Below are 24263 nucleotides of genomic sequence, written 5' to 3'. Positions count from 1 at the left end.
ATGATGTTTAAGAAATACCTTGCAACCACCTTTGGTGATCCGATCAATGATCTTAGTCGGAATTCAAAAGATGCGATAGAAGCCTACTTCTGCTTGGTAGACTTTGAGCAGGGAGCACAGCAATTATCTCCGTCAGGTACCAAGATAGGCCTCGTACGCCTTCAGTCCGATTATATTGATGCTCGGACCCAAAAAACGCTATTCGAATATAGGAACCAAGGCTACTTTTTACTCTGTTTAAATAACAATAGCTCAGCACTTTGCTCATTGTATCCTGGTGTCTGGTCTCTCAATTTCCAGGCGAGTACCTCAACCCCATTTCGTTTAATGTCGGCGGTTGTAAGAGAAATCGATGCCATGAACATTCCAAGTATGTCGTTGACTTCACAGTATATTAAAGGTATTGGAAAAACCCCTCTAACTCCCAATTCGATTCTATCTCTTCTTTATACTATTGAGACTCAGATCGAACATGAATTAAGAGAAGATCAAATTGCTGAGAAGTACGGATATTCGGTTGCCTACTTTTCCAGAACATTTCATCACCTTTTAGGGATCTCTTTCCGAGATTATTTGTGTCGAAAAAGAATCGCTTTGGCGAAACGCTTATTAATAGAACAACCGAATACTAAAATAGCGATTGTTGCTCTTCAGTGTGGCTACAAGGATCTGTCCTACTTCAATAGAATATTTAAGAAAAAAGTGGGAACCAGTCCGGGTGAATACAAGAAATTAGCACTAACGTCCTGAATAACATGCTAAACTGAGGTAATTCTGACCATTTTTTGGACAGTTACGTAGTAAACCAGCTTAGCTTATATGAGGTGGCTATGGCGCAACGATCTCCAAGTATTTCCAGCCGTCTGCTCTATCCCGACGAACACCTCCTAAGGTGGGCTAAAGATCGTCCAAATGATATTTACTTAAAGCAAATTATTGATCGCCAGTTTCGTGATTATACGTTTGCTCAGGTAGCTGAAAAAGCCTCAGCATTCAGCCATGCTTTAGTTAAGCTCGGTGCAAAACCCGATGATCGAATTGCGATCATTTCAAAAAATTGTGCTGAGTGGTTTATCTATGACTTTGCCTGCATGATGGGCAATTTCATAAGCGTCCCTATTTTTCCGACAGCCAATCAAGAAACCATTACACATTGCTTGAAACACAGCGAGGCAAAAATTTTAATCGTTGGTAAACTCGATTCACCCGATGAAATTGAGAAGTCACTCCATGAGTTGGATTCGCTGACCACCATCTCGCTACCATACGATTCAAGTATCAAATGCGATCATGAGTTTGAATTTCTACTGCGGTATTCTCAGCCCGATTTTGAATGCCTGAGTGGACATAATGAAAGCGACATTATGTCCATCGTATATACTTCTGGTACCTCGGGTACCCCCAAAGGAGCAATGCTGACCTACAGTGGATTTAGCTGGTCGGTAAATCAACTATCAAACCTGATTGGTGTCTCATCAGAAGACAGAATGTTTTCGTATTTGCCTCTATCTCATATCACTGAGCGAGTTTTTATTATGGGTATCTCCATTGAAACGGGCTTGAGTGTGGCATTTCCTGAGTCTCTTTATACTTTTATTGATGATGTAAAGATGCACAGACCGACTCTATTCATTTCTGTCCCCAGATTATGGACGCTTTTCAAAGAACGTATAGATGAGAAGCTCTCTCCAAGAAAACTCAACTTTTTGTTGAAAATCCCCATATTACGCCGATTAATCAGACATAAAATTGCAGAAGGGCTCGGACTGGATAAAGCCCGGGTATTAGGCTGCGGTTCTGCGCCTATTTCACCAGCGTTACTAAAATGGTATCAACGTATTGGTTTGAGAATAACAGAAGCATGGGGTATGACCGAAAACTACGCTTTCGGAACCTTGAATTATCCATACAACAAGAAAAAATTAGGTAGTATTGGCATCCCTGGACCGGGTATTAATATCCATATCGCAGATGACGGTGAAATTCTGGTAGAAAGCAAAGGGTTATTTTCAGGCTATTACAAGCAACCTCTGGAAACCAGAAAAGCGTTTACACCCGAAAAGTGGCTGAAAACAGGTGATGTAGGGAGCATCGATAGTCAGGGATACGTCTATATCAAAGGGCGTAAAGGGGATACATTTAAAACAGCCAAAGGCAAATACGTTTCACCACATAAAATCGAGAAACTGATAGTAGATCGAGTAAAGGTCAATTCTATCTGCCTTATCGGACCTGGTGTTCCCGCGCCGGTACTGCTCATTGTTCCGTTTAAATTTGAAAACCTTAATCGGAGTCGATATGAAAAAACAATTTACTCAACCGTAACGCAAATCAATACCAGACTACAATCTCACGAGCAGATAAGAGGCGTTTTGATTGTCAAGGAGCCATGGTCTGTTGAAAATGGCATTTTGACACCAACATTGAAAGTGAAACGTCATTTGCTAGAACAAAAATACGCTGAAATGGCAAACCAATGGCCTAGTGATGAGCTTATCCATTGGGAGTAACGTAGAGTCTTCACATCGTATTATTATTGGAAGACTCACGTTATCTGCTCTCTACTGATTACCCTTTATTCGAATTTCTCGCAGTGCTCTTTCTAGGTTTTCATTCGCCAATTGATAGTAAAGCGGGTTTTCGTTAATTGCTTGTTGTAGATAAGGTACCGCTTCCTCTGGGTGACCCTGCAACATCAAAAAGTACCCCACATTATTCAAAGCCTGAGGCTTCTCCATGTGATTCATAAATAAACTCAGTGCCTTTTGCGGTTGATTCTTTGCTAGATAAATCAAAGCTAGATTATTTTGTGCCTTCTCATTATTCGGGTCGAGTTTTAATGCAGCTAAAGTCGTTCTCTGCGCTTCATCATAATCTTTGCTCATGTAATAAGAGTACCCCATGTTCGTTAAACTCTTTAATGAATCAGGATTGATCAGTAATGAACGACGATAAAATGCTTGAGCAATATTATGTTGAGCTTTGATGTCATAAAGAATTCCCAAGCCCATGTAAGCTAACTCAGGAGAATCTTTATTGACTTTAAATGACTGTACGAGATCAGAGTTTAAAGGCTCTTTAACTGTTTGATGTGATGGGGTAAATCGGATTTGATCCGCATTTACAGCACGGAGAAAATAAGCCTTTCCCTGATCAACGTTACCTTGTTTACTGTATATCACACCCAATCGCTCAAGAACCTGAATATTGTTGGGGTTGTTTTCTAATGCTAAAAGATACGCTTTTTCAGCCAAACGTAGATTACCGCGAGACTGATGAATACGTCCTATCGAGTACAGCGTTTTGTCTTTATATTGCCCTTTAGGTAGCTCAAGAGAACGAATATATTCAAACAATGCCAAATCGTAGTTTGCCTGACTCAGTGCTTTATCGCCTCTCTCTATTGCTTCAACTTCTGTTTTCGGCATGTCTTTTAACTTGAATGTTTCTATATTCTTGCCGTCATAAAGTTCATTAGGAAAGGATGAGGATGTTGTCGACGTTCCTGCGCATCCCATAATCGTCAAACCAATGCAGCACATTAGCGTTAGTGCAACTTTTCTTAACATAATAAACTCCTACTTATGAACTAAGCGTGTCGAGTAGCGTTAATATCGACGGACCAACGGCAACAATAAAAAAGCATGGCCAGATAAAAAGTAGTAAAGGGAAAATCATTTTCGTGGGAATTTTGGCTGCAATCTCTTCCAGTTCCTGATTACGACGATCACGATAATCTTCAGTATACTCACGTAATGTCTGAGCCAAGCTGCCACCAATTCTAGACGCATGAGCAAGCATTTTGACTAGCCCGGTAATTTCAGTGACCCCGGTTCTTCTGACCAGGTCCTCAAAGGCATGATTTAGCTCTACACCTGATTTCACTTTTAGACAGACAGTATCCAACTCGTCAGAAAATTCTGGATGAGATATATCGAGTTCTTGAGCAACTCGATTAAGAGCCGCATTAAACCCCAAACCGGATTCGGTACAGACGACTAACAGGTCTAGAGCATCAGGAATAGCATTGCGAATTTTGCGCTGCCTGTTTTTAACCAGCTTATGCAAAACCATATTTGGAAAAAACAGACCAAGAAATACAGCAAATAGCATTACAACATTGGCGAAAGGCATATCGTTATTAAAAAAGAAAATTCCCATGGCAACAAACAAGCCAATAACGAGAGAAAGAACTTTTACGGCATAAAAGATGGTCATCGCATTTGCATCGTGAAACCCTGCGTGCATTAATTTTAAGCGCACCGACTCTTTCTCTTTCTTATTCCTTGGGGCTATAAACGGCGCTAGAGATTCTAATGTATGATCAACTTTACTCGCTTTCGCCTCAGCGCCTGCGTTGTCATTCATTTGATTACGAATATCCATTAGCCCTTTACGAATGGGGGAACGACTCCCAACAGCAAAGAGAACCACTGTGACAATAATTAGTGTCGTTGCAGAGAATATCGCCGTAAGAATAAAGGTCTCTTCATCAAGCGTTACACCGTTTAAATATGCGAATATTTGCTCCATCATGTTACACCTCGAAATTCACGATTTTGCGAATCCAAATGGCACCAAAGAACAGGCTTATCACGCCAAAGGTGATCATTTTCACTCCACGAGGATCTTTATAAATAATATCCACATACGCAGGCTGAATGACCGTCATAACCAAGAACAAAACGAACGGAGCTAAGATCAGTATCCAAGCGGACATTCGACTCTCCGCCGAAATAGTTTTAATCTTTCTCTGTAACTTAAATCTGGCACGAAGCACTTTGGATACTTTTTCTAGGTTCTCAGATAGGTTGCCCCCAGTTTCTTTTTGCAGCAGAACCGCACTGGAAAACGCCAAAACAGACATCGTTGGTGTTCTCTCTGCCATTTGCATAATGGCCAGTCTCATGTCATAGCCAAAGTTAAGCAGGTTGAAGGCATTTTTAAATTCAGATCCTATCGGTTCTGGCATCTCTTCCCCTACTTCCCCCATCGCCTGAGAAATCGGCATCCCGGCTTGTAGCATTCTGCGCATAATATCAAGCGCTTCAGGCAGCTGTTCTTCAAACTTACTCAATCGATCCGATATTTTTTTCTCAATGAAAAACTTAATAATGAACCATAAGAAAATGACGTCCGCCATTAGGACATACCAAGGTTGCCCAATCATATATAGAGCCAAAACGGAAACGGCACTGAGTACACTGAAGACTGATAGAACATTGGTTACAGACCAGTTTAGACCAGCCATTTCGATCTGTTTCTGCAACGTGGCTAAAAATGGTATTTGAATCAACTTACGATCGATGGGCGATAACGATTTTAGGTTGTGCTCCCTTAGCAGGGTTAAACTTTTTTCATCAAGCTCAGATTCTGTCTGCTTTAAACGGTTACTTAGCTGCTTATGTCTGGCTTTATTTCCTACCGCTGGCAATAACAATGCCTGAGAAATAAAGACCACAGCAAAAAACAGTAATACCAAAAATATTGTGATATCTTCACGCATAGCAGACTCCTAGTTTCAGTAGTTTTCGCTGAAAACTTCGAAGGGTATTGGCAAGCCTCTTTTTAAAAGCTTGTCATGGCATTGCGGGATAACGCCCGTTGGTTTAAAAAATCCGATGACATTACCCTGCTCATCAACACTCTGCCTCTGAAACTTGAAAATCTCAGACATGGTAATGATGTCGCCTTCCATACCGTTAATTTCAGAGATGCTCACCATTCTTCTCTTTCCGTCTTCCTGACGTTCCATCTGCACAATCAGATGTATTGCAGAAGCTATCTGAGCTCGTAAGTTTTTGGTTGAAATATTCCATCCCGCCATTGAGAACATGTTCTCAATACGGCTCAGAGCATCTCTGGGCGTGTTTGCGTGCACAGTAGCAAGAGACCCTTCATGACCAGTGTTCATAGCCGCAAGCATATCCACAGCCTCACTTCCCCTAACTTCACCAAGTACAATACGGTCAGGACGCATACGCAGAGAGTTTTTTACCAAGTCACGCTGAGTGATCTCTCCTTTTCCTTCAAGGTTCGGGGGGCGGGTTTCCAAGCGAATCACATGAGGTTGTTGAAGTTGAAGCTCGGCAGAATCTTCAATAGTAATGATGCGTTCATCTTCCGGTATGAAGCCAGAAAGAATATTGAGCGTCGTCGTCTTACCCGAGCCTGTACCTCCAGAGATCAATACATTAAGCTCTCCCTTCACAGCAGCCTCAATGAAAGCAGCCATTCCTCTAGATACCGAGTTATAAGAGAGTAAGTTGTCCATTGTTAATTTATCTACTGCGAAGCGGCGAATGGACAAAGCTGCGCCATCCAGAGCCAGAGGTGGAATAATCGCGTTCACACGGGATCCATCCATAAGTCTTGCATCCACCATTGGTGATGACTCATCTATTCTTCGCCCTACCTGACTAACAATACGATCGATAATGTTTCTAAGGTGCCGTTCGTCTAAAAAGGTATATGGGGTTTTATCTATTTTCCCATAACGTTCGACATAAATACTTTTCGGTCCATTGACCAAAATATCGGAAATACTCGAATCTTTGAGTAATGGTTCCAAAGGCCCGAGTCCAAAGACTTCATCTTCAATCTGCTGTATGATCCTTTTTCGCCCTTCAACCCCTAGAGTATGGCTTGGATCATCCGACATTAACTGTATGATGGCATCATGAAGTTCTTTCTTAGCTCTTTCGCGCTCGAGGCTTGATAAGAGCGCCAGATCCAATATTTCCAGCAATTTCTGATGGTAATAATGTTTCACTGACAACTCTTGTTCTAACTGCTTGCGAGCATCATCAATTAGCTTATTTTTTGCAACTTTATCTGTACTGATTTCCGCCCGAGCTTCACCGCCGTCATCGGTATTTTTGACGATCTCAGGTTTCTTAGCAGTCATGTTATTTTCGGCTTTCAAGGCTTTATCCTGAAAGTCGGGATTGATATTTTTTCGTTTAAAAAACATCTTATCCTCACTATCAATTAGTTAAAAAACCGATCCAGCCACCCTTTGGATTCAATCACATCGGGTGAGAGTGTTTTGCAAAATTCATGAATCGAACGACCAATCATAGAGTGAGGTTTATCCACTATGAATGGCTTACCTAAGTTGGTACTTTCAATACTGACTTTGAAATCATTTGGAATTGTAAATAGCTCAATCCCCAGCATCGACCCTTCTATATCTTTGAGCCTTATCTGCTGTTTTTTTTCAAAACGATTAACGACTAGAGCCATCGAATCATTTTGAATGCCATACTCATAACGTAGGGAACGAATGATCGAAGATGCGTTTTTAAGCGCAATTAAGTTTTGCTGAGTAATAAGAAACGCCTTACTTGCCTGACTCATTACCGAGCTAAACGTACAATCAGCGCCAGCAGACATATCGACAAAAATGTATTTGTAATAGCGGCGTAAAATAGGAATAAGCGAACCAATACGTTTTGATTGCTCGTAATTCTCTAGCGGTGTTTCATGATTAAAACTAAGCAGTCTTAGTCCAGAGTCGTGCTTAGTAACCAGACTTTGCAGGGATATCTCATCCAAATCTTCACTTTGTTCAATAGCATCAGTAAGACTGTAAGACGGATTCAAGTTTAGATAATCTGTCGCGACACCAAAATGGAGATCCAGATCCAGATACAATACTTTGCCAGGAGAATTGATCGCGACTTCAATTGCTGAGTTCAAACAGAGTGTGGTCGCCCCCATTCCCCCTTTGGTATTGATAAACAGAAATAACTCAGCAAATTCATTTGACTCAACCTTGCTCTCAGCGAATGCAGCTAAAATAGGCATCAATTCTTCATGCGTAATATGATCGGATAAATAGTCAGATGCCCCCAGCCTTAATGCCATACGTAACGACGCATGGTCGGTATCTTCGCCAAAGACAATCATGGCCATATCATGATCGCTTTTATCGATATCGGCATGTTGTAACTGAGAGATTTGAGTTGCCCATCCCTCTCCTGTTTGAACAAAAATCAAATCAGGAAACGTATTACCCCGAAATACACTAACGTCTAACTTATCCAAGGCATGGAACTCAAAATTGACTCCCAAACACGCCATTAATTCTCGGGCAATACGTACTTTAAATTCGTCATCAGAGTAAAGTACCCAGACATCAAGCGGTGTTTTAAGTCGAGTTGCTGACTGAGACTGTTCAAATTGATGATTAGGGCGATCATTCATAGAAACTCCTAATTAATTACAATTGTCTTTGAATGAGCCATCATGAGATATTCCCAGACTTTCTATCGGCAGGATAGACGCTAGGGTAGGCACACTAAGAACACCGTTATTTCCAAGAAAAGAGAGGATTCCAGATAAAGTAAATGTGAAGCCAACGACCTGAGCTCGAACATAACGAATGGATTCGACAGCATCGGAATACTCTGAACTGGAAGTGTCTGTGATACTACTCAAATTAATGACAGTACTATCACCATCAAGATAATCTACCTGGATATTACTGGCCTGAATTCCTAATGGGGCTCCATCCGTTACTAGACCAGCTATATCGGCTGTCGGATAACACACAGCCCCCAGACGACTTGCCTTACGTGACATATCATTGAGTGTTTGAACAGAATAGATATAGATACCCAGTTCAATCAGTGCAAATACAATTAAGAAGAGAGTGGTCGCGATGACCGTAAACTCAACGGTAGTAAGACCGTGTTGTTTTTTTATTAATTTAACCGCTTTCATCATTTCGCCCTCATAAGAGCTGATGCACTAAGATCTAACGTGTAGTCAGATGTCACCACACCAAAATTTAATAGAGGGCTGTAGCGATAAATCGCTGTTACATAGAGGTAATCCCCCGTTTGACTTACTGAGACATCCGCGAGATTCAATGATGGCAACGGCTTATTAGTGCTATTTCCACAATCAGCGGACATATCACTCGTCGAACCAGTCACGACAGCACATTTTATTTGTGCTGTGTCAGCGACCTGAGCTCCGGTAGTATTGTAAACTTGGGACACCCCATACCGAGCACCAAATTGAACGAGTTTGGTTAAAGTCTGATATTTCACCAACGCAATTCCTAATTCGATCACTGCCGCCAGTAAAATAAACACGATCGGCATCGCAATAACGAACTCGATAGCGGAAAGGCCTCGTTGGTGATTTCTGTGGCTTAGATTCATCCTATGACCCCTCACTCAATGGATCATTGAACAGCACTATTCTGTACTGACCATCACCACCGTTATCAGGATCATACCCACCCGCAATAACCGGGCAGGATTCAACAAATTCACCAAAAATTTCAAATGATGACCCACTTTTCTCAATCGATTGAAGTAGAAAGAAACAAGCAAACTCGGTTACAACCAAACTGTTTTTTCCCGATACCCCCCCCGAACAATCCACGATCGGAACAACTAGCATGCGCCTGTTATATGCCCCTGAAGATTTGTAATAACTGCTGCAATCGGAATTGGTTGCCCCGTTAACACAAGCGGTCAACTCTGTACTGTATTCATCAGCTCCCCAGCTATCGGTATAATTCACTGATCCATCAGTATTCAGTGAAGCTGGTGTGTCTGGCTCTTTTACATATTTATCAGAAGGGTAGACAGAAGTATCGACCGAGTTTTTACTTGCCGTACCAAGCCGTGAATTAATTCCATTAATGACCTTTTGCGTTTTTTGTCCAGGTTCTGTGACGACAATATCTCCCAGTGAAATATTGCCTTCATAAGCTCCTGCCAAGTTTTCACTTAGGTCGCTAGCACCACTACTATCATCAAAATCAAGAAATTGAAAGTTCCCGCTACCAAGCTCGTTATCTGTTGATTTTACCGCGTAAACTTCACCAATCTCATAGCCAATAGGCGTACTCGGGTTATCTCCCTGACAGATAGTAATTGGAACAATGTTCTGCGGATTGATGGTCGCGCTGGGTCCTGCGACAGCACTAGCTGACACGAATTTCTCTAAGTTAAAGACTTGCACAAAAAAGTTACGTAACGGGTATTGAGCAACAGCCACACGCACATAAATTGCCTCTGCTGTAGAGCTGAAAGATCCCCCTGAAACAAATGATGCTGAATTAGTAGGATCATCACTAAACGTTATAGAAACATAATTTCTAATCGTACTGAGTTCACTGTTACCCTCGAAACCCTCTATTTGAGTAAGAGTATTTAACGCTGCGAGTTCTGCATCAGCAATAGAGCCATTGTTATCTACGGAAAACGCGGCAGACAACGCTGCGGCATCCACACTATTCTGAAGCTTAGATTTGTTCATGTAAGCGTGATTAACATCCACAGCTAAAGCAGCAATTCCGACGAGGAATAAAAAAGCCACCGTGACAAATATCGCGGTCAAACCTTTTTGTTTTGCCATCGAATGGTAACTCATCGAATGTTTTCGTGATAACAGACTCATCGCATCACCTTATAAACCTTCGAGAACTCGGCTCTCAGTTCCACTATTGAGCTCACCCCCAGACTTACCAGAGTATGTGGTGTAAGCTTTCTCCATTCGCTCACCACTTCCTTGTGGCAAGAAATCTCGGTTATCTCTTACTGCATCCGGGTTATAAGTTTGCTGTTCGATTAAAGTATTCACGTATCCTCCCGCTTGATAATCACCGGAAACACAACCACCAGAAATACCCAAGGCCATGAATATTGCAATCATATTAAGTTTCATAAGCTCTCCTCACATATCATGACCAAACACCCCCTCAGAACCACCATCTGAACTGTCGACATAATTATCACTCGCCTGCTGTTCCAGCGGTTTATCTCGATTCGGTGCTGTCATATAAGCCCCCTGTCCCAGAAGGTAATACTGAACATCGCTTGGTTCTATATAACCATCTGTCGGTAATCGCACTTTCGATTTATCAATAGGTTTTGCCAAATGAGGCGTCACTAATATCACCAGTTCGGTTTCACCTGATATGTATTCCTGACTGCGGAACAGCTGACCTAAAACTGGAATGTCGCCCAAACCTGGAATTTTACTGATGGAATCACGAACATTCTCACTGAGCATTCCTGCTATCCCGATAGTTTGTCCATCAGCAAGTTCTAGAGTCGATGACGCGCTTCTTCGAGTGACTGGAGGAATATAATAGGAAGCATTCGAGTTCGTTATCGAATAGTTAAGTGTGCTTCCCGATGCCACTTCACTGACATCAACAGCCAAATTTAAATTGATTTTCTTGTCACTTAATATGGTAGGAATAAATTTTAAGCCGACACCGTACTCTTTGTAGTCTATCGTGATGCCATTTTCGTTTGGTACTGGGATAGGAAACTCGCCCCCTGCTAAAAACTCCGCTTTAGCTCCGCTAAGTGCCGTCAATGTGGGTTCGGCTAAAATTTTAGCTGAGCCATTCTCTTTTGCTATATCCAATGCAATAGAGAATAGCGTATCACCATCAAGAAATGTCGATAGTAGTCCAGTACTCTGAGCTGTAGCATCATTAAAAATGGTACCGATTGAACTCAAGTCACTCGCGGACTCTAGAGCACCACCAATCGAGGTAGCTCCCCAACCAAACTTGCCATTGCCTTCAAAGAAATTAAAGTTTGCGCCAAAACGTCTGACCAAACTTCTTTGAACTTCAGCAACAGAAACCTCCAACATCACCTGTTGAGCGCCACCAATAGACATCAAATTAATCACATTTGTTTTGCTAGACTCCTCACTACGAGAATCCGTACTCTTATCAGCTTCACGTCCTGCTGCGTAAGTTTCAGCGATTTTCAGCGCCATCATCATGCGCTCTTGAGAGGAGACTTGTCCCCCCAAAACAATCCGATTTTGGGAACTGTGAACTTCTATTTTCTCATTGGGTAAAAAATCAAATAATTTGGCTTTGAGACTATTAATGTCATGTGTCACTTCGATATCAATCGCTTCTATCAAGTTGCCGCGACGATCCCATGCCATCAAATTGGTTGACCCCAATCTTTTGCCAATAAGAAAAACTTCATCAGACTTCATCATTACAATGTCTAATACACTGGGATCCCCGAGAGAAACGCGTTTAGCCTTACCCGATAGCTGAACAAAAGCCGATTTATGATGAGGCACCTGAATAACTTTTCCTGTCTGCATAGCAGCCAAAGGTCCGCCACTCCACAACATTAGAATAGTGATAACAATCATTAAATTTTTCATGCTTACCTCACTCTTGAACCTTAATGTTGGAAGCTTCAGTCCCTTTGAGAATGGTTACGCTAGGCGCTCTGTATGTCCGTTTAACCACGGGATCTTTTGCCTGAGGATTACGTAATGAAAGCTGAATGTCGCCTTTGCTTTTTGCAGAAAGTAATCGCTCTGCATCCATAGGGGAGACTTCTAGTGTTACGGCCCTTACAATAATGGGACGGTTATCATTTGTTCGTGCCGTTTGGTCAACTGCCAAAACTTTTATGTCCTTAAGTACTGTTAGAGTATTCGCTGAACGAGAGCCATACTTAATTGTGTTGAGTACATCGACACGATTACCCGGCAATAGAAAGCCCGCAACGCCAATAACATCATTAACTCGAATCGTTACCGCTCGTTTGTCTTCTGGAATAAGTTGCGCCAGAGTAGAGCCCTCGCCTTCCGGAGCTAAGTTAGGTTGCATAATGATTTCCTGAGCGAAGATATCGGTTCCAGCGACACGTCCTACTAGGTCTTCCTTAGCTGAGAACTGAAATTCGTTACGCCATGCTTTTTCGAGCAACTTTAAACTTAGGTGTTGTTCCTCAATCACAGTACCTGCAGGAATATCAATACTGGCGACAGCAACAGGCTCTCTTTCAACAACTTCAACCTCGACTTGAGGTTGTATCTGATCATCCATCCATTTCTTGGCAAAGAAAACGGCCCCTAAACCAAAAAGAACAGACAAGATCAGTAATAAAAAGATTTGACCACGGCTCATCTCCTACCTCCCTCCGTTACCATCTTTCGTAAAGTAGACGTGCCAAGCTTGTTGTAAAACGTCTGGTGTAATTGTTGGATTTGCATCTTCAAAGACCAGAATATCTCGACTGATACCAATCAAGTCTTTTGGCAAACATGGGTAGAATCCCATGCCATTTTTTTCATGCAGTTGATACAAGGTTTGAAAGGTTTCCTCGGGTATGTTTAGCGTTTTGACATCAGCGGTAAGCTCCCAAAGCGCCTGATATTCGTCTTTTCTTAGCGGTTCAAACTGGATTTTATAGCCGAGCCGTCTGAGAAAGGCAGGGTCGCCAATTTTTTCGGGATCCAAATTGGTTGAAAAGGCAAGAGTTAATACAAAAGGAACCGAAATCTGCTGTCCATTAGGAAGTGTCAGATAATCATATTGATATTCCATTGGCACAATCCAACGGTTTAATAGCTTCGCCACAGGCATTGACTGTCGACCCAAGTCATCGATGATGAGAATCCCGTTGTTTGCCATCATCTGTACAGGTGCCAGCCACACTCTATTATGTTCGGTGTGATTCACTTCCAGCATATCCATAGTCAATTCACCACCAACCTGAATACTTGGTCGCTCGCAAAGAGCCCAACGTGGATCATGCTTATCTTTTAAATAGGCAGAACTCAGTTCAACCTGATTGACCTTTTTATGATGCTGAGCAGAAAATATTCGAATGATATTCCCAGCGGCAAAAACAGCGTAAGGTACATATACCGATGTATTCAACGAGCGGAGTAGTCGGGTTGCGACATACGTTTTCCCAGTCCCTGCATCGCCGTAGAGTAAAAGTGCACGACCGGAGTTTATTGCAGGACCAAGTACAGATATCAGTCGCTCAGCACCGAAGACGTCATTTAAAGCGAATACCACTTCATCTCTTTGTATGTGTTTTTCTCGAATATCCTGGGACTGAACCATCGCAAAATAATCACTAAGATTAACGGGAGCCTGACCAAGATAAGCATCTTTTCGAAAGGCGTACTCAGCCTCTTGAATTCCTTCTTTGGAAAGCGCATACAGAACAGCCCCAGAAATATGAGTATCACGCGAGTCTGGTTGAAATACCTCTATCAGAGATCGTCGTCTCAAATCCCCAAGCAACTCTTCTATCATATGACTACTAATCGCCATCAGCTTGGTGAGTGTCAATAAATCAGACTTGGGATAAGCTGAAAGTTGTTTCAATAATAAATTTTCCATTACTGTTCTTGGAACATTTAACTCACTAAAAGACGTAGGGACCTTCGGCGCTAAAGCCTGAGGCATTAATTCTGTTAAGTGCTGATGGTCTTGTCTATTCATTATTAAAATCTCAACTATTTAAATATTGAAAAAGAGCCACTCCAAAAACAACCATTGGCGCGAAGGGAATTGCTTTCGTGCTTTCACGTCTCCACGAGGTAATAGCATTTACGCTTTGGTAGCCGATCCACGAAAATGAAAAACTAAGCTTCAAAAAATCGATAAATAAAATTTTGTTTGAAAGAAAAAATAAATAGTAGAAAAAACCAATCAAAACCATTGATGTTGAAACGAAAAACGCTCCTTCAAGCATATTTTCATAACCGAAAAGAAATCCTATAACAAATAAAAATTTAACATCCCCAGGAGACATGCCATTAAATAAATAAATTAAAAATCCAAATAAAAAGAAAATAACAGCAGGAACAAAATCTAAAAACAAAAAACTAAATTCACTGTAATCTGATATTTTTAAAATAAGTAAAAAAATAAATAATGAAATCAACCCAGAATTAGGTATTCGATAATTTCTTAAATCAGTTAATGTCAAATAGAACAAATTAATTAGAATAAGAATATAAAAAATATTACTTAACATTTAAATATTCCACCATGTCATAAATCTTTATATGAGTAGGCATATCAGTAAAAGGAGATATGCCTTCTAATTAATACGTCTACCTCTAACTCTTACGGAGTTGTGGATGTTGAGGATGACGTAGAGCCGATACTATCGATAATTGCACTTAACTTAGTTGTTAGCTTCGTATTCATTGTGGAAAAGACGGCCGTTAATGCTACAACCAGTAGCCCAGCGCCAATCACATATTCCACAACAGTAAGCCCCTCCTCGTCCTTCCAAAAGGCCTTACACTTCTCTACAAAATTGTTCATATCATCATCTCCACGCTGTTCGAACAATGTAAATGAACTATAAGACTCACAATTTGATTCGGTTAGGACTATTAGCGACCCCAATAGGACTCTCTTGTCTTACTATTGATTTTTTATGACATGGATCGACATTTTTAATGAGATATTGCTTCATAAAAATATGAAACTTGGCGACCAATAAACTTGCACTAACAGATAAATTGACTAAATTATACTCATCCAATAAATACAAAAATCAGATATATTAATCCATCTTCATATATGAAATAACTGAATGTTTCACTATGGAAATGATTAAATAAGCACTAATAAACAACGTCTTAACATGCTGGCTAGAAACTTAAATAGCAAAATATTGTGAGAATAAAACCATTCTCGGAGTTAGACGCATGCTAAGTAAAAAATATCTCATTCACTGGTTTGGATGTAACATTGAAAAAATGCCAAATTTTCTTCGACATCAGATCTATCAGAGATTTTATGTTCGGGAAGTGAACCTAGATATATCGGAACTAACCAATCCAGATCTTAAAGTTGCGGTGTTCTACGCTAAGGGAGTTGAAATGAAGTCAATTCTGCCCGCCGCTATCAAGATATGCTCAAATCTGAATAAGCCACTTATAATCTTGCATGAAGACTATCAATCTTTACCAAACTTAGCAGACTCTGAGACTATTAAGTCTTATAGCGTAACAGAACTAAAAATAAAGGGAGAGGCAATTAGTAAGATTTACCAGCTTGCTTCAGAGCACTATATAGAGATTAATGATACTTCCAGCCAAATGATAGTAAGGGGTCATGCTACAACAGCGAAAAGATCAATGCGTGAGAGTATAGAGTACATCAATAAAAATATTCATGAAAAAATCATCTTGTCAGAGATGGCCAAGAAGATGCACTGCTCAGAGTGCTACTTCTCTAAACAATTTCATTCATACATGGGTATGAGCTTTCAGGACTATATTATTAACAAAAGAGTAGCACTGGCTAAAACGTTGCTTGTTCCATCCAATAAAGAGAAGATAGCGTCTATTGCCTATCAATGTGGTTATCACGACATATCCTACTTTTCACGTATATTTAAAAAGCGCACAGGTTTAACGCCTCAACAATATAGAGCGCAAGCGGATATCAACATCTCATAAAGTCTTAATCAAAAAAAACAAGGACCTGTAAGGTCCTTGTTTTCATTTAAATGCTAACTAAGTTAATTTAAATTACTTAGCTGCTTTTTTCGCTTTTTCTTCAGCAATTACTTGCTCAGCAACGTTTGCCGGACATGCAGAGTAGCGTTCAAATTCCATAGAGAACTGACCACGACCTGAAGTAATTGTACGTAGGTGACCGATGTAGCCAAACATTTCTGATAGAGGAACGTCTGCTTTAATACGAACACCAGTTGCACCAGCTTCTTGGTTTTTGATCATACCACGACGACGGTTAAGGTCACCGATAACGTCACCAACGTTATCTTCTGGTGAGAACACGTCTACGTGCATGATAGGCTCAAGAAGTTGAGCGCCTGCTTTAGGCATAGACTGACGGAATGCGCCTTTCGCTGCGATTTCAAATGCGATTGCAGATGAGTCAACTGCGTGGAAGCCACCGTCAAACAGTTCAACTTCAACATCTAGAGTTGGGAATCCAGCAAGAACACCCTCACCCATCATTGATGCGAAACCTTTCTCTACTGCAGGCCAGAATTCTTTAGGTACGTTACCACCAACAACTGTTGATTTGAACGTGAAACCTGAGTTTGGCTCACCTGGTTTGATGCGGTAATCGATCTTACCGAATTGACCAGAACCACCAGACTGTTTCTTATGCGTGTAGCTATCTTCAACTGCTTTAGTGATAGTTTCACGGTAAGCTACCTGTGGTTTACCTACTTCTAGCTCAACGCCGTAAGTACGTTTCAGGATATCCACTTTGATATCTAGGTGAAGTTCACCCATACCTTTCAGGATTGTTTCACCTGAATCTTCATCAGTTTCAACCTGGAATGATGGATCTTCTGCAACCATTTTACCGATCGCGATACCCATTTTCTCAGAACCGTTTTTATCTTTAGGCTTAACAGCGATTTCGATAACTGGAGTTGGGAACACCATTGGCTCAAGAGTACATGGGTGCTTAGGATCACATAGAGTGTGACCAGTTTGAACGTTTTTCATACCAACGATAGCGATAATGTCACCCGCTTGTGCGCTAGTCAGTTCTTTACGATCATTCGCTTGCATTTCAACCATACGGCCAACACGCTCTGTTTTACCAGTGAACGAGTTAAGGATGGTGTCGCCTTTGTTCAGTTTACCAGAGTAAATACGAACGAAAGTTAGAGCGCCAAAACGGTCATCCATGATTTTGAATGCAAGCGCTTTGAATGATTCTTCAGCAGAAACGATAGCGTGTTCGCCAGTTTCGTTGCCTTCTTCGTCCATAAGTGGTTGAGGATCAACTTCAGTTGGAGCTGGTAAGTAATCAACAACAGCGTCAAGAACAAGCTGAACACCTTTGTTCTTAAATGCAGAACCACAGTATGTTGGGAAGAATGCTAGGTCACGAGTACCTTTACGGATACAACGTTTGATGTCTTCGATTGAAGGTTCTTCGCCTTCCATGTACGCCATCATTAGGTCGTCGTCTTGCTCAACTGCAGTTTCGATCAGTTCTTCACGATATTGTTCAACATCGTCAACCATGTCTGCAGGAACTTCTTGAATAGAGTAGTTTTCTGGAAGACCAGTGTCATCCCAAACGTACGCTTGACGAGTCAGTACATCAACAACACCAACGAAGTTTTCTTCGATACCGATAGGCAGAGTCATAACAAGCGGAGTTGCAGCAAGAACATTTTTCACCTGATCAACAACACGGTAGAAATCTGCACCCATACGGTCTAGTTTGTTAACGAAGATGATACGTGAAACTTCAGATTCGTTAGCATAACGCCAGTTAGTTTCAGATTGAGGTTCAACACCACCTGAACCACAGAATACACCAATACCACCGTCAAGAACTTTAAGAGAACGGTAAACTTCAACTGTGAAGTCAACGTGTCCCGGGGTGTCGATAACGTTAAAACGGTGGTCTTTCCAGAAACAACTTACCGCAGCTGACTGGATTGTAATACCACGCTCAGCTTCCTGTTCCATGAAGTCTGTAGTAGATTCACCATCGTGTACTTCACCAGTTTTGTGGATCATACCGGTAAGCTTTAGGATACGCTCAGTTGTGGTAGTTTTACCCGCATCAACGTGCGCGAAAATACCAATGTTTCTGTATTTTGATAAGTCAGTCATTGTCTTACTCTGTTAATAAGGTATAAAGTGCGCGCAGAGTATATCATAATCTGTCAATACTGATAGCCCTGCGAACATTTTGGTTAAAAATTATTTTCGTGTGTCGATGGGTAATAATAGCCCAACATTTCTACTTTATATAATGAGTAGAAAGTCTTGGCGTGCATCCTACCATTTGTCTAGTTATTCAACAAATTTCTCTATAATTCTTCGAAAGCAGAGATCGCCTCAGAAAGCTTTTTAACCGGATGTATTTGCATTCCATCGATACCTCCTTTCGGCATATTAGCCGCAGGGATAATGGCTTTTCTGAAACCATGCTTAAAGGCTTCATGCAAACGCTCCTGACCACTAGGTACCGGGCGAATTTCTCCGGCCAGTCCCACTTCACCAAAAATGACCACATCTTTGGGCAGAGCTCGGTCGCGGAAACTAGAGAGTAACGCCATCACCAAAGCAAGGTCAGCGGCAGTCTCAGTCACCTTGACTCCACCGACAACATTGACAAATACATCTTGGTCAGCCATCTGCAGACCGCCATGTTTATGCAATACAGCAAGAAGCAGTGATAGTCGGTTTTGCTCCAGACCTACCGCAACGCGGCGAGGATTGGCAAGCTGTGAATAATCAACCAAAGCCTGAATTTCAACCAGCAATGGACGAGTTCCTTCCCAAATGACCATAACTGAACTTCCAGAGGTTTCTTCTTCTCCCCGAGATAAAAATATCGCGGAAGGGTTACTCACCTCTTTCATTCCATGTCCGGTCATTGCAAACACGCCTAGCTCATTGACTGCGCCAAAACGGTTTTTGTGACTGCGAAGCGTACGAAAACGGCTGTCAGTACCACCATCAAGTAATACCGAACAATCGATGATGTGTTCCAATACTTTGGGGCCGGCTAATGTACCATCTTTCGTCACATGCCCTACAATGAAAACCGCGACATTATTCTGCTTAGCATAACGCGTAAGTGCTGTTGCGGACTCTCTAACTTGAGCGACACTGCCCGGAGAGGACTGAACATCCGCAACATGCATCACCTGAATAGAGTCAACGACTAATATTTTCGGCTTCTCTTTCTCTGCCACCTGACAGATACGATCGACATTCGTCTCGGATAACATTTTAAGATTATCCTTCGGCAATCCCAGACGAGAAGCTCTCATCGCAACCTGCTGTAATGACTCTTCCCCAGTGACATACAACGTTGGCATTTGCGAAGCGAGATAACACATGGTTTGTAAGAGCAGAGTTGACTTACCCGCCCCTGGGTTTCCGCCAATCAAAATAGCGGCGCCAGGAACAATACCACCGCCCAATACCCGATCAAGCTCTTTAAAGCCACTTGATACTCGAGGAACTTCCTGCAGATCAATATCAGATAGGGTTTGTACTTTTGTTTCTGAAACAGAACCTGCATATCCTGTTAATCTTTCATTGCGAGCAACGGTTGGGGATGCCGCTAGTCTGATTTCAGAAATCGTGTTCCAAGCACCACATGCACTGCACTGCCCTTGCCAGCGCGGATAGTCTGCACCACAGTCATTACATACATAGGCTCTTTTTACTTTCGCCATGTTACCTCTTACTGAGAACAATAATTGTGTGACTCACTTTGAACTTCCATCTATTATTAGTTTGAAATATAACAATGAGCCGCTAAAGATAGTCTTATTAGAGACGATATCAGATAGAGAGTCTAACGTTACCAAAAATATGCAGCAGCCAGAAATTCTTTCTCTAGCAGAAAAACTGATTCCAGCCTATCACTCTGAGGATTTTGAGCACCTTTTGTCACAATTGACAGAGGGGTTGTCCCCGTCTGTCAAATTATTGGTCAAGATGGAACTGAACCGAGTAATGGAACCCTGTGCTAAAGATGTCGATCTTAGAGGACGAGTCCAAGGTGAATGCAGAGAATATAAATTAGCAGGTAGAACACACTGGCTTGATGATGTTGCCTTTAATGACTATCACAAATTCGTAAAAAAATACGGTGGCTACACTGAAGGTGTTTGGGAAGCTCTGTATAACACGCGTAACAACTTTCGCATTATGCGAGAAAAAGGTCAGGCCCCAAAAACAACCGCAACTAATACTTCGATCCCGTTTGAAGTAGAATCTGTACAGCTTGGATACGACCTAAAACGCAAAGAGAATCGTCTCAAGTTGTCATCACAGATAGAAATCTCAAACTCGCGCGCAGAAAAAATTAATGCCGTAACGATGGACTTATCTCCATCGGGTGCTCGGTTCAAAGTCCCTGCGACTTTCAAATACAAACTTGGTGAAACAATCTCAATTCGGTTCATACAACTCATGACTGAATCTGAGGTGGAAGGAATCGATGAGCCAATAGAATATCGCATACTAGGTATCGATGAGTCCTACGAAAATGATTCGGTGAAATTTTTGCGTACGCTTAAAGTGACAGACTCAGACGTCATAGAAAAAGTGATCGATGAAAGCCTGATTAGCGAAACACAGAAAAGTCGCCACAACAATCAAGATAAAATTGTTCGGGCCAGAACTAGGGCATTCGAACATATTTTCCTCAAACATGCGTGCCAGTTACCCATACTGTTTAATAAAGACGAAATAAAAGCAGTTCTGTTAACTGAATCCAACCGTCATATTTGGAAATACTGGCACGATGAGCGTAATCAGCAGTCTCTAGGTGGTTTGTTTAATAGTCAGAGAATGGAGTTTTTAACCAAACCAGGAACAAAAGGAACTTCGGCGACAGTCTACGCATTTCAACATATGCACAAAGAGAAAAAACTCTTCTTTTCAATGATACGTACCGAGGGAACGCCACAGGAAAGAAAATTGTTTTGGCACCTTGGGGCTAAACGCGATTCGTGGCGCGTTTTTCGTTTATCCGTGTTTGAGCTGACTGACGAAGACAAAGCATCACTGAGTGAAAAGTCTGAAGAGTTAGAGCACCACTTGTTTCCACTAACCCACATGGGAATACTGCAGGAGATCAATACTCCCGAGGCTGCAAGTGACTATCTATTTGTCGATAAACCGCGGATTCCCCCCTCAGAACTCAATGCTTATCGCCAATCTAGGCAACAAACAGGTAAGCCCTTCTCTATATTCTATGATACGCGCTCACAAAGAAAAGAGCCTAGATACAACTTAAACTCACCCATTGAAATCAAATTTGGTGAAACGGCCATTCTCAAAGGCAATACCAAAGATATTTCTAAAAGAGGCTTGAGTGTCGTACTGAATGCGCCATCTGAATTAAAAGCGGAAGATAAAGTACACGTCCACTTTCTCGAATTAAAAGGCTACTCCAAAACAGTTTCATTAGAACATGTTCCTTACACGGTTCTACGCACGGACGACGGTGGAACACAATTACAGTTGGTCATGGATGATTCTAGTGCAACGGTAAAAATTATCGCGTTTCTGAATAAACTGATCGAAAGCAATCTTGATCGTCTTTCTGAAATCAAAGAGCTTTTGCCAAATGAAGGATTACTAGAAAGCTTTCACGATATATTGCTTAGCAATGTGGTGTGCGCTCCAATCTTTGTCGAAAGAAAAGGAGCAACGCTAAGCACTAAAGCTATCGGTGTTACCTATCCTCTCGAGCCTTATCTTATGCTATTAGCCAAATTGGGGTCGGATCAAAAGCTCTCACTAGAACCGATTTTTCGAGGCCACACGAATACACTGTTAGCGACCCCCATGAAACGTATTGATAATGCTAAACCAGTCTACAACGAGATTTATATTTCTGTTCGTAAGTTTGGCGCAAGAATCCAATCGGTTGATACAAGGATAAGGAGTGACTTCGAATCGACTCAGGAAAGGATTTCCTTCCTTAGAGATGCCTCTTTATTTGGCGACATCTTTGTTTTACGAATTGTGGGACTGCCCATTTTTAACCCGATGACCTCGCTCCTCAAAAAAGATCTGCATGAACTGACCCAACTGAGCTCATATCATGGTAAAAGCTTGGAGAAGGAAATTAGTAATCTGGCCGGTTACGCACAGATAACGGACATTACTGAAGAAGTGTTGATTAGACTGGAGTTGAATACATAGCACAGGGACATCTACGCCCCTGTCACTATTGTTATTTATTCTCTCTACTTAGTCTTACCTAAGCTCTTTTCTGCCAAGACAGTTTGCCCTGTTTAGCAAGTCCCGCAGAGAGAATACACAGGACGCCACCTAACGCTGAAAAGCGTACCGATGTTTGCGCTCTTGCTTCAACTTTTGGTTTGGCATGATAAGCGATACCAAGCCCAGCTGCTTCCATCATCACTAAGTCGTTTGCACCATCGCCGACAGCAACGGTATTTGATGTTGGGAGTGAGAAATCTTGAGCAAGTTTCACCAAGATATCGGCTTTCGTTTGTGCTGAAACGACATCGCCAAGCACTTTCCCGGTTAATTTTCCATCCACAATTTCTAATGTATTGGACTGAGCATAATCGAGCGATAAGGTTTCTTTAAGAAAATCGGAGAAGTAGGTAAAACCGCCAGACGCAATCGCCGCTTTCCACCCAAGAGCTTTGAGTGTCGCGACTAATGCTTCAAGGTCAGGCATAAACGGCAGTGTGCTACGCACTTGCTCAAGAATACTTTCGTCAGCTCCGGCAAGTTTACCAACGCGTTGACGCAGACTCTGTTCAAAGTCTAATTCGCCCTGCATCGCGCGTTCAGTCACTTCAGCAACTTCATCACCAACGCCGGCTAACTTCGCTATTTCATCAATGCATTCAATCTGAATTGCTGTTGAATCCATATCCATTAGCACTAATCCCGGAACCGTTAAATCGGGCACATCCCAGATATCGGCATAATCAAGCTCTAATGTTTGTAAGATTTCTTCATGCAGCGGAGAAAGATTTCCCGCCATTAGCGCAACTTCATATTGCCCTACTTTCCACGCATCAACTACCAAGTTGAATGTTCCAGTGTAAAAATCCATACACTCGAAATGTGCTTCGTTAAGTTTATTTCCAAATACTATCCAGTTCGCATTCTCGCGATCCAGAGATGTCGCTACCGATAATCTCGATATACGCTTAATTAGACTAGTGTGTTTATGAATTGGCAACGTCTTCAATGCATCCATGTAATTTCACCCTTTATTGATGTTCCATGAACTTACCCTATTGCAATTTATAAAGGCAAGTCTCAATATTGCCTTTATTCAATTTATTTGGATTTTTAATATGGACGGCTCTCTTTTTTCATTCAAATTCGTTTTGCGCATTGCCGCTATTCTAATGGTGCTGGCAATGTTCTTTTTCACTGCGCAAAACAGTGTCATGATCAGTAAAGGCAATGAAAAAATTCAAGCTAATCAATTAGAAACCCTAACTAAGCTATTGATTTCTCAAGCAGCCCTAACAGCCCGTTCACTATTAATTGAACAGGATCAGGACAAGTTGACTGAATTTACCAACCAACTGGCAAAAGACAGATTGGTATTTGATGCCTCGATTTATGACAACGAAGGTATTCAATTGGCAAAAAGTGACTCTGCGTTAAGTGTCAGAGATATTCTGGGTCTAGATGCACCATTACAGGCAGCGAATATTGGTAGACAGCAATTAGTCGAACCGATTATTCACGATGGCAGTATTATGGGATTTATTCGGATTACTTTCGAAACGGGCAAGGTGACGGCAATATCGGATCACCATTATCGTAAAAGTGACCGTTACATGTACCTCATGATTCTAGTGAGCTTTATTAGTGGTGTATTGATCACGCTGTTGATTCAGAAACGTCGTCATCGACATAGGAAAATGGAAAACTGGCTACTTAAAAATACAACGCCTTAATAGAAAAAGAGCAGAATTCGTTCTGCTCTTTTCGCATATAAAACTTACTAA

The 24263-nt window shown here is 41.6% G+C and carries 22 protein-coding genes; 5 read left to right on the top strand and 17 right to left on the bottom strand.

All coding sequences use genetic code 11. From position 1 onward, the window contains the following. Together EES38_RS11970 and EES38_RS11965 are read left to right on the top strand one after the other, a co-directional pair. Nucleotides 1-750, top strand: coding sequence for a helix-turn-helix domain-containing protein (locus EES38_RS11970; RefSeq protein ID WP_243694191.1), 750 nt, complete (start codon nt 1-3; stop codon nt 748-750). An 80-nt stretch (nt 751-830) separates the two neighbouring features. After that, on the top strand, nt 831-2510 hold the full coding sequence (locus tag EES38_RS11965; RefSeq protein WP_124937428.1) for an AMP-binding protein: 1680 nt from the start codon (nt 831-833) through the stop codon (nt 2508-2510). Nucleotides 2511-2561: 51 nt separating this feature from the next. Here EES38_RS11965 and EES38_RS11960 read toward each other — a convergent pair whose 3' ends face one another. The 14 genes from EES38_RS11960 to EES38_RS11895 form a co-directional block, all read right to left on the bottom strand. Further along, entirely contained in the window at nt 2562-3569 is a 1008-nt protein-coding gene (locus tag EES38_RS11960; RefSeq protein ID WP_208020435.1) for a tetratricopeptide repeat protein, read from the bottom strand. Nucleotides 3570-3582: 13 nt separating this feature from the next. Continuing rightward, nucleotides 3583-4533, bottom strand: coding sequence for a type II secretion system F family protein (locus EES38_RS11955; RefSeq protein ID WP_124937501.1), 951 nt, complete (start codon nt 4531-4533; stop codon nt 3583-3585). 4 nt (nt 4534-4537) lie between these two features. Beyond that, nucleotides 4538-5506, bottom strand: coding sequence for a type II secretion system F family protein (locus tag EES38_RS11950; RefSeq protein ID WP_124937427.1), 969 nt, complete (start codon nt 5504-5506; stop codon nt 4538-4540). 15 nt (nt 5507-5521) lie between these two features. Next, nucleotides 5522-6973, bottom strand: a complete 1452-nt coding sequence (locus EES38_RS11945) for a TadA family conjugal transfer-associated ATPase (RefSeq protein ID WP_124937426.1) — start codon at nt 6971-6973, stop codon at nt 5522-5524. Between the two features lie 17 nt (nt 6974-6990). Next, nucleotides 6991-8208 carry a CpaE/TadZ family protein gene (locus EES38_RS11940; protein ID WP_124937425.1) on the bottom strand — a complete coding sequence of 406 codons (1218 nt, stop codon included), beginning with the start codon at nt 8206-8208 and terminating at the stop codon, nt 6991-6993. A 12-nt stretch (nt 8209-8220) separates the two neighbouring features. After that, nucleotides 8221-8730, bottom strand: a complete 510-nt coding sequence (locus EES38_RS11935) for a TadE/TadG family type IV pilus assembly protein (RefSeq protein WP_124937424.1) — start codon at nt 8728-8730, stop codon at nt 8221-8223. Beyond that, complete coding sequence (locus EES38_RS11930; RefSeq protein ID WP_124937423.1) at nt 8727-9173, bottom strand: TadE/TadG family type IV pilus assembly protein; 447 nt, start codon at nt 9171-9173, stop codon at nt 8727-8729. The genes EES38_RS11935 and EES38_RS11930 overlap by 4 nt, the downstream gene beginning before the upstream one ends. Before the next feature lies 1 nt (nt 9174). Continuing rightward, nucleotides 9175-10422 carry a pilus assembly protein TadG-related protein gene (locus EES38_RS11925; RefSeq protein WP_124937422.1) on the bottom strand — a complete coding sequence of 416 codons (1248 nt, stop codon included), beginning with the start codon at nt 10420-10422 and terminating at the stop codon, nt 9175-9177. 9 nt (nt 10423-10431) lie between these two features. Continuing rightward, nucleotides 10432-10689, bottom strand: coding sequence for a hypothetical protein (locus EES38_RS11920; protein WP_124937421.1), 258 nt, complete (start codon nt 10687-10689; stop codon nt 10432-10434). A 9-nt stretch (nt 10690-10698) separates the two neighbouring features. Continuing rightward, entirely contained in the window at nt 10699-12171 is a 1473-nt protein-coding gene (locus EES38_RS11915) for a type II and III secretion system protein family protein (RefSeq protein WP_124937420.1), read from the bottom strand. 7 nt (nt 12172-12178) lie between these two features. Further along, nucleotides 12179-12925 (bottom strand): Flp pilus assembly protein CpaB, encoded by a 747-nt coding sequence (cpaB, locus tag EES38_RS11910; protein ID WP_124937419.1) that lies wholly within the window; start codon nt 12923-12925, stop codon nt 12179-12181. 3 nt (nt 12926-12928) lie between these two features. Then, on the bottom strand, nt 12929-14257 hold the full coding sequence (locus tag EES38_RS11905; protein WP_124937418.1) for a DUF8689 domain-containing protein: 1329 nt from the start codon (nt 14255-14257) through the stop codon (nt 12929-12931). A 10-nt stretch (nt 14258-14267) separates the two neighbouring features. Next, nucleotides 14268-14795 (bottom strand): prepilin peptidase, encoded by a 528-nt coding sequence (locus EES38_RS11900; RefSeq protein WP_124937417.1) that lies wholly within the window; start codon nt 14793-14795, stop codon nt 14268-14270. A gap of 92 nt (nt 14796-14887) precedes the next feature. Further along, nucleotides 14888-15091 carry a Flp family type IVb pilin gene (locus tag EES38_RS11895; RefSeq protein ID WP_124937416.1) on the bottom strand — a complete coding sequence of 68 codons (204 nt, stop codon included), beginning with the start codon at nt 15089-15091 and terminating at the stop codon, nt 14888-14890. 389 nt (nt 15092-15480) lie between these two features. On the opposite strand from EES38_RS11895, the gene EES38_RS11890 reads away from it, so the two are divergent. Then, entirely contained in the window at nt 15481-16236 is a 756-nt protein-coding gene (locus EES38_RS11890; RefSeq protein ID WP_124937415.1) for a helix-turn-helix domain-containing protein, read from the top strand. Nucleotides 16237-16308: 72 nt separating this feature from the next. Here EES38_RS11890 and fusA read toward each other — a convergent pair whose 3' ends face one another. Together fusA and radA are read right to left on the bottom strand one after the other, a co-directional pair. Next, the gene (fusA, locus tag EES38_RS11885; RefSeq protein ID WP_124937414.1) at nt 16309-18393 is read right to left on the bottom strand and encodes an elongation factor G; all 2085 of its coding nucleotides are present in this window, start codon (nt 18391-18393) and stop codon (nt 16309-16311) included. Between the two features lie 200 nt (nt 18394-18593). Continuing rightward, on the bottom strand, nt 18594-19973 hold the full coding sequence (gene radA / locus EES38_RS11880; RefSeq protein ID WP_124937413.1) for a DNA repair protein RadA: 1380 nt from the start codon (nt 19971-19973) through the stop codon (nt 18594-18596). A gap of 139 nt (nt 19974-20112) precedes the next feature. Here radA and EES38_RS11875 point away from each other — a divergent pair, with 139 nt between their 5' ends. Further along, nucleotides 20113-22458 (top strand): PilZ domain-containing protein, encoded by a 2346-nt coding sequence (locus EES38_RS11875; RefSeq protein WP_124937500.1) that lies wholly within the window; start codon nt 20113-20115, stop codon nt 22456-22458. Nucleotides 22459-22516: 58 nt separating this feature from the next. On the opposite strand, the gene serB is transcribed toward EES38_RS11875, so the two are convergent. Next, nucleotides 22517-23497, bottom strand: a complete 981-nt coding sequence (gene serB / locus EES38_RS11870; RefSeq protein WP_124937412.1) for a phosphoserine phosphatase — start codon at nt 23495-23497, stop codon at nt 22517-22519. A 100-nt stretch (nt 23498-23597) separates the two neighbouring features. On the opposite strand from serB, the gene EES38_RS11865 reads away from it, so the two are divergent. Then, nucleotides 23598-24212 carry a YtjB family periplasmic protein gene (locus EES38_RS11865; RefSeq protein ID WP_124937411.1) on the top strand — a complete coding sequence of 205 codons (615 nt, stop codon included), beginning with the start codon at nt 23598-23600 and terminating at the stop codon, nt 24210-24212. Nucleotides 24213-24263: the final 51 nt, after the last annotated feature.

Origin of the sequence: Vibrio viridaestus, from assembly GCF_003856525.1 — a bacterium.
Lineage (GTDB): Bacteria > Pseudomonadota > Gammaproteobacteria > Enterobacterales > Vibrionaceae > Vibrio > Vibrio viridaestus.
The sequence above is the reverse complement of the archived record's forward strand: the minus strand, read 5'-3'. Positions and strand labels throughout refer to the sequence as shown.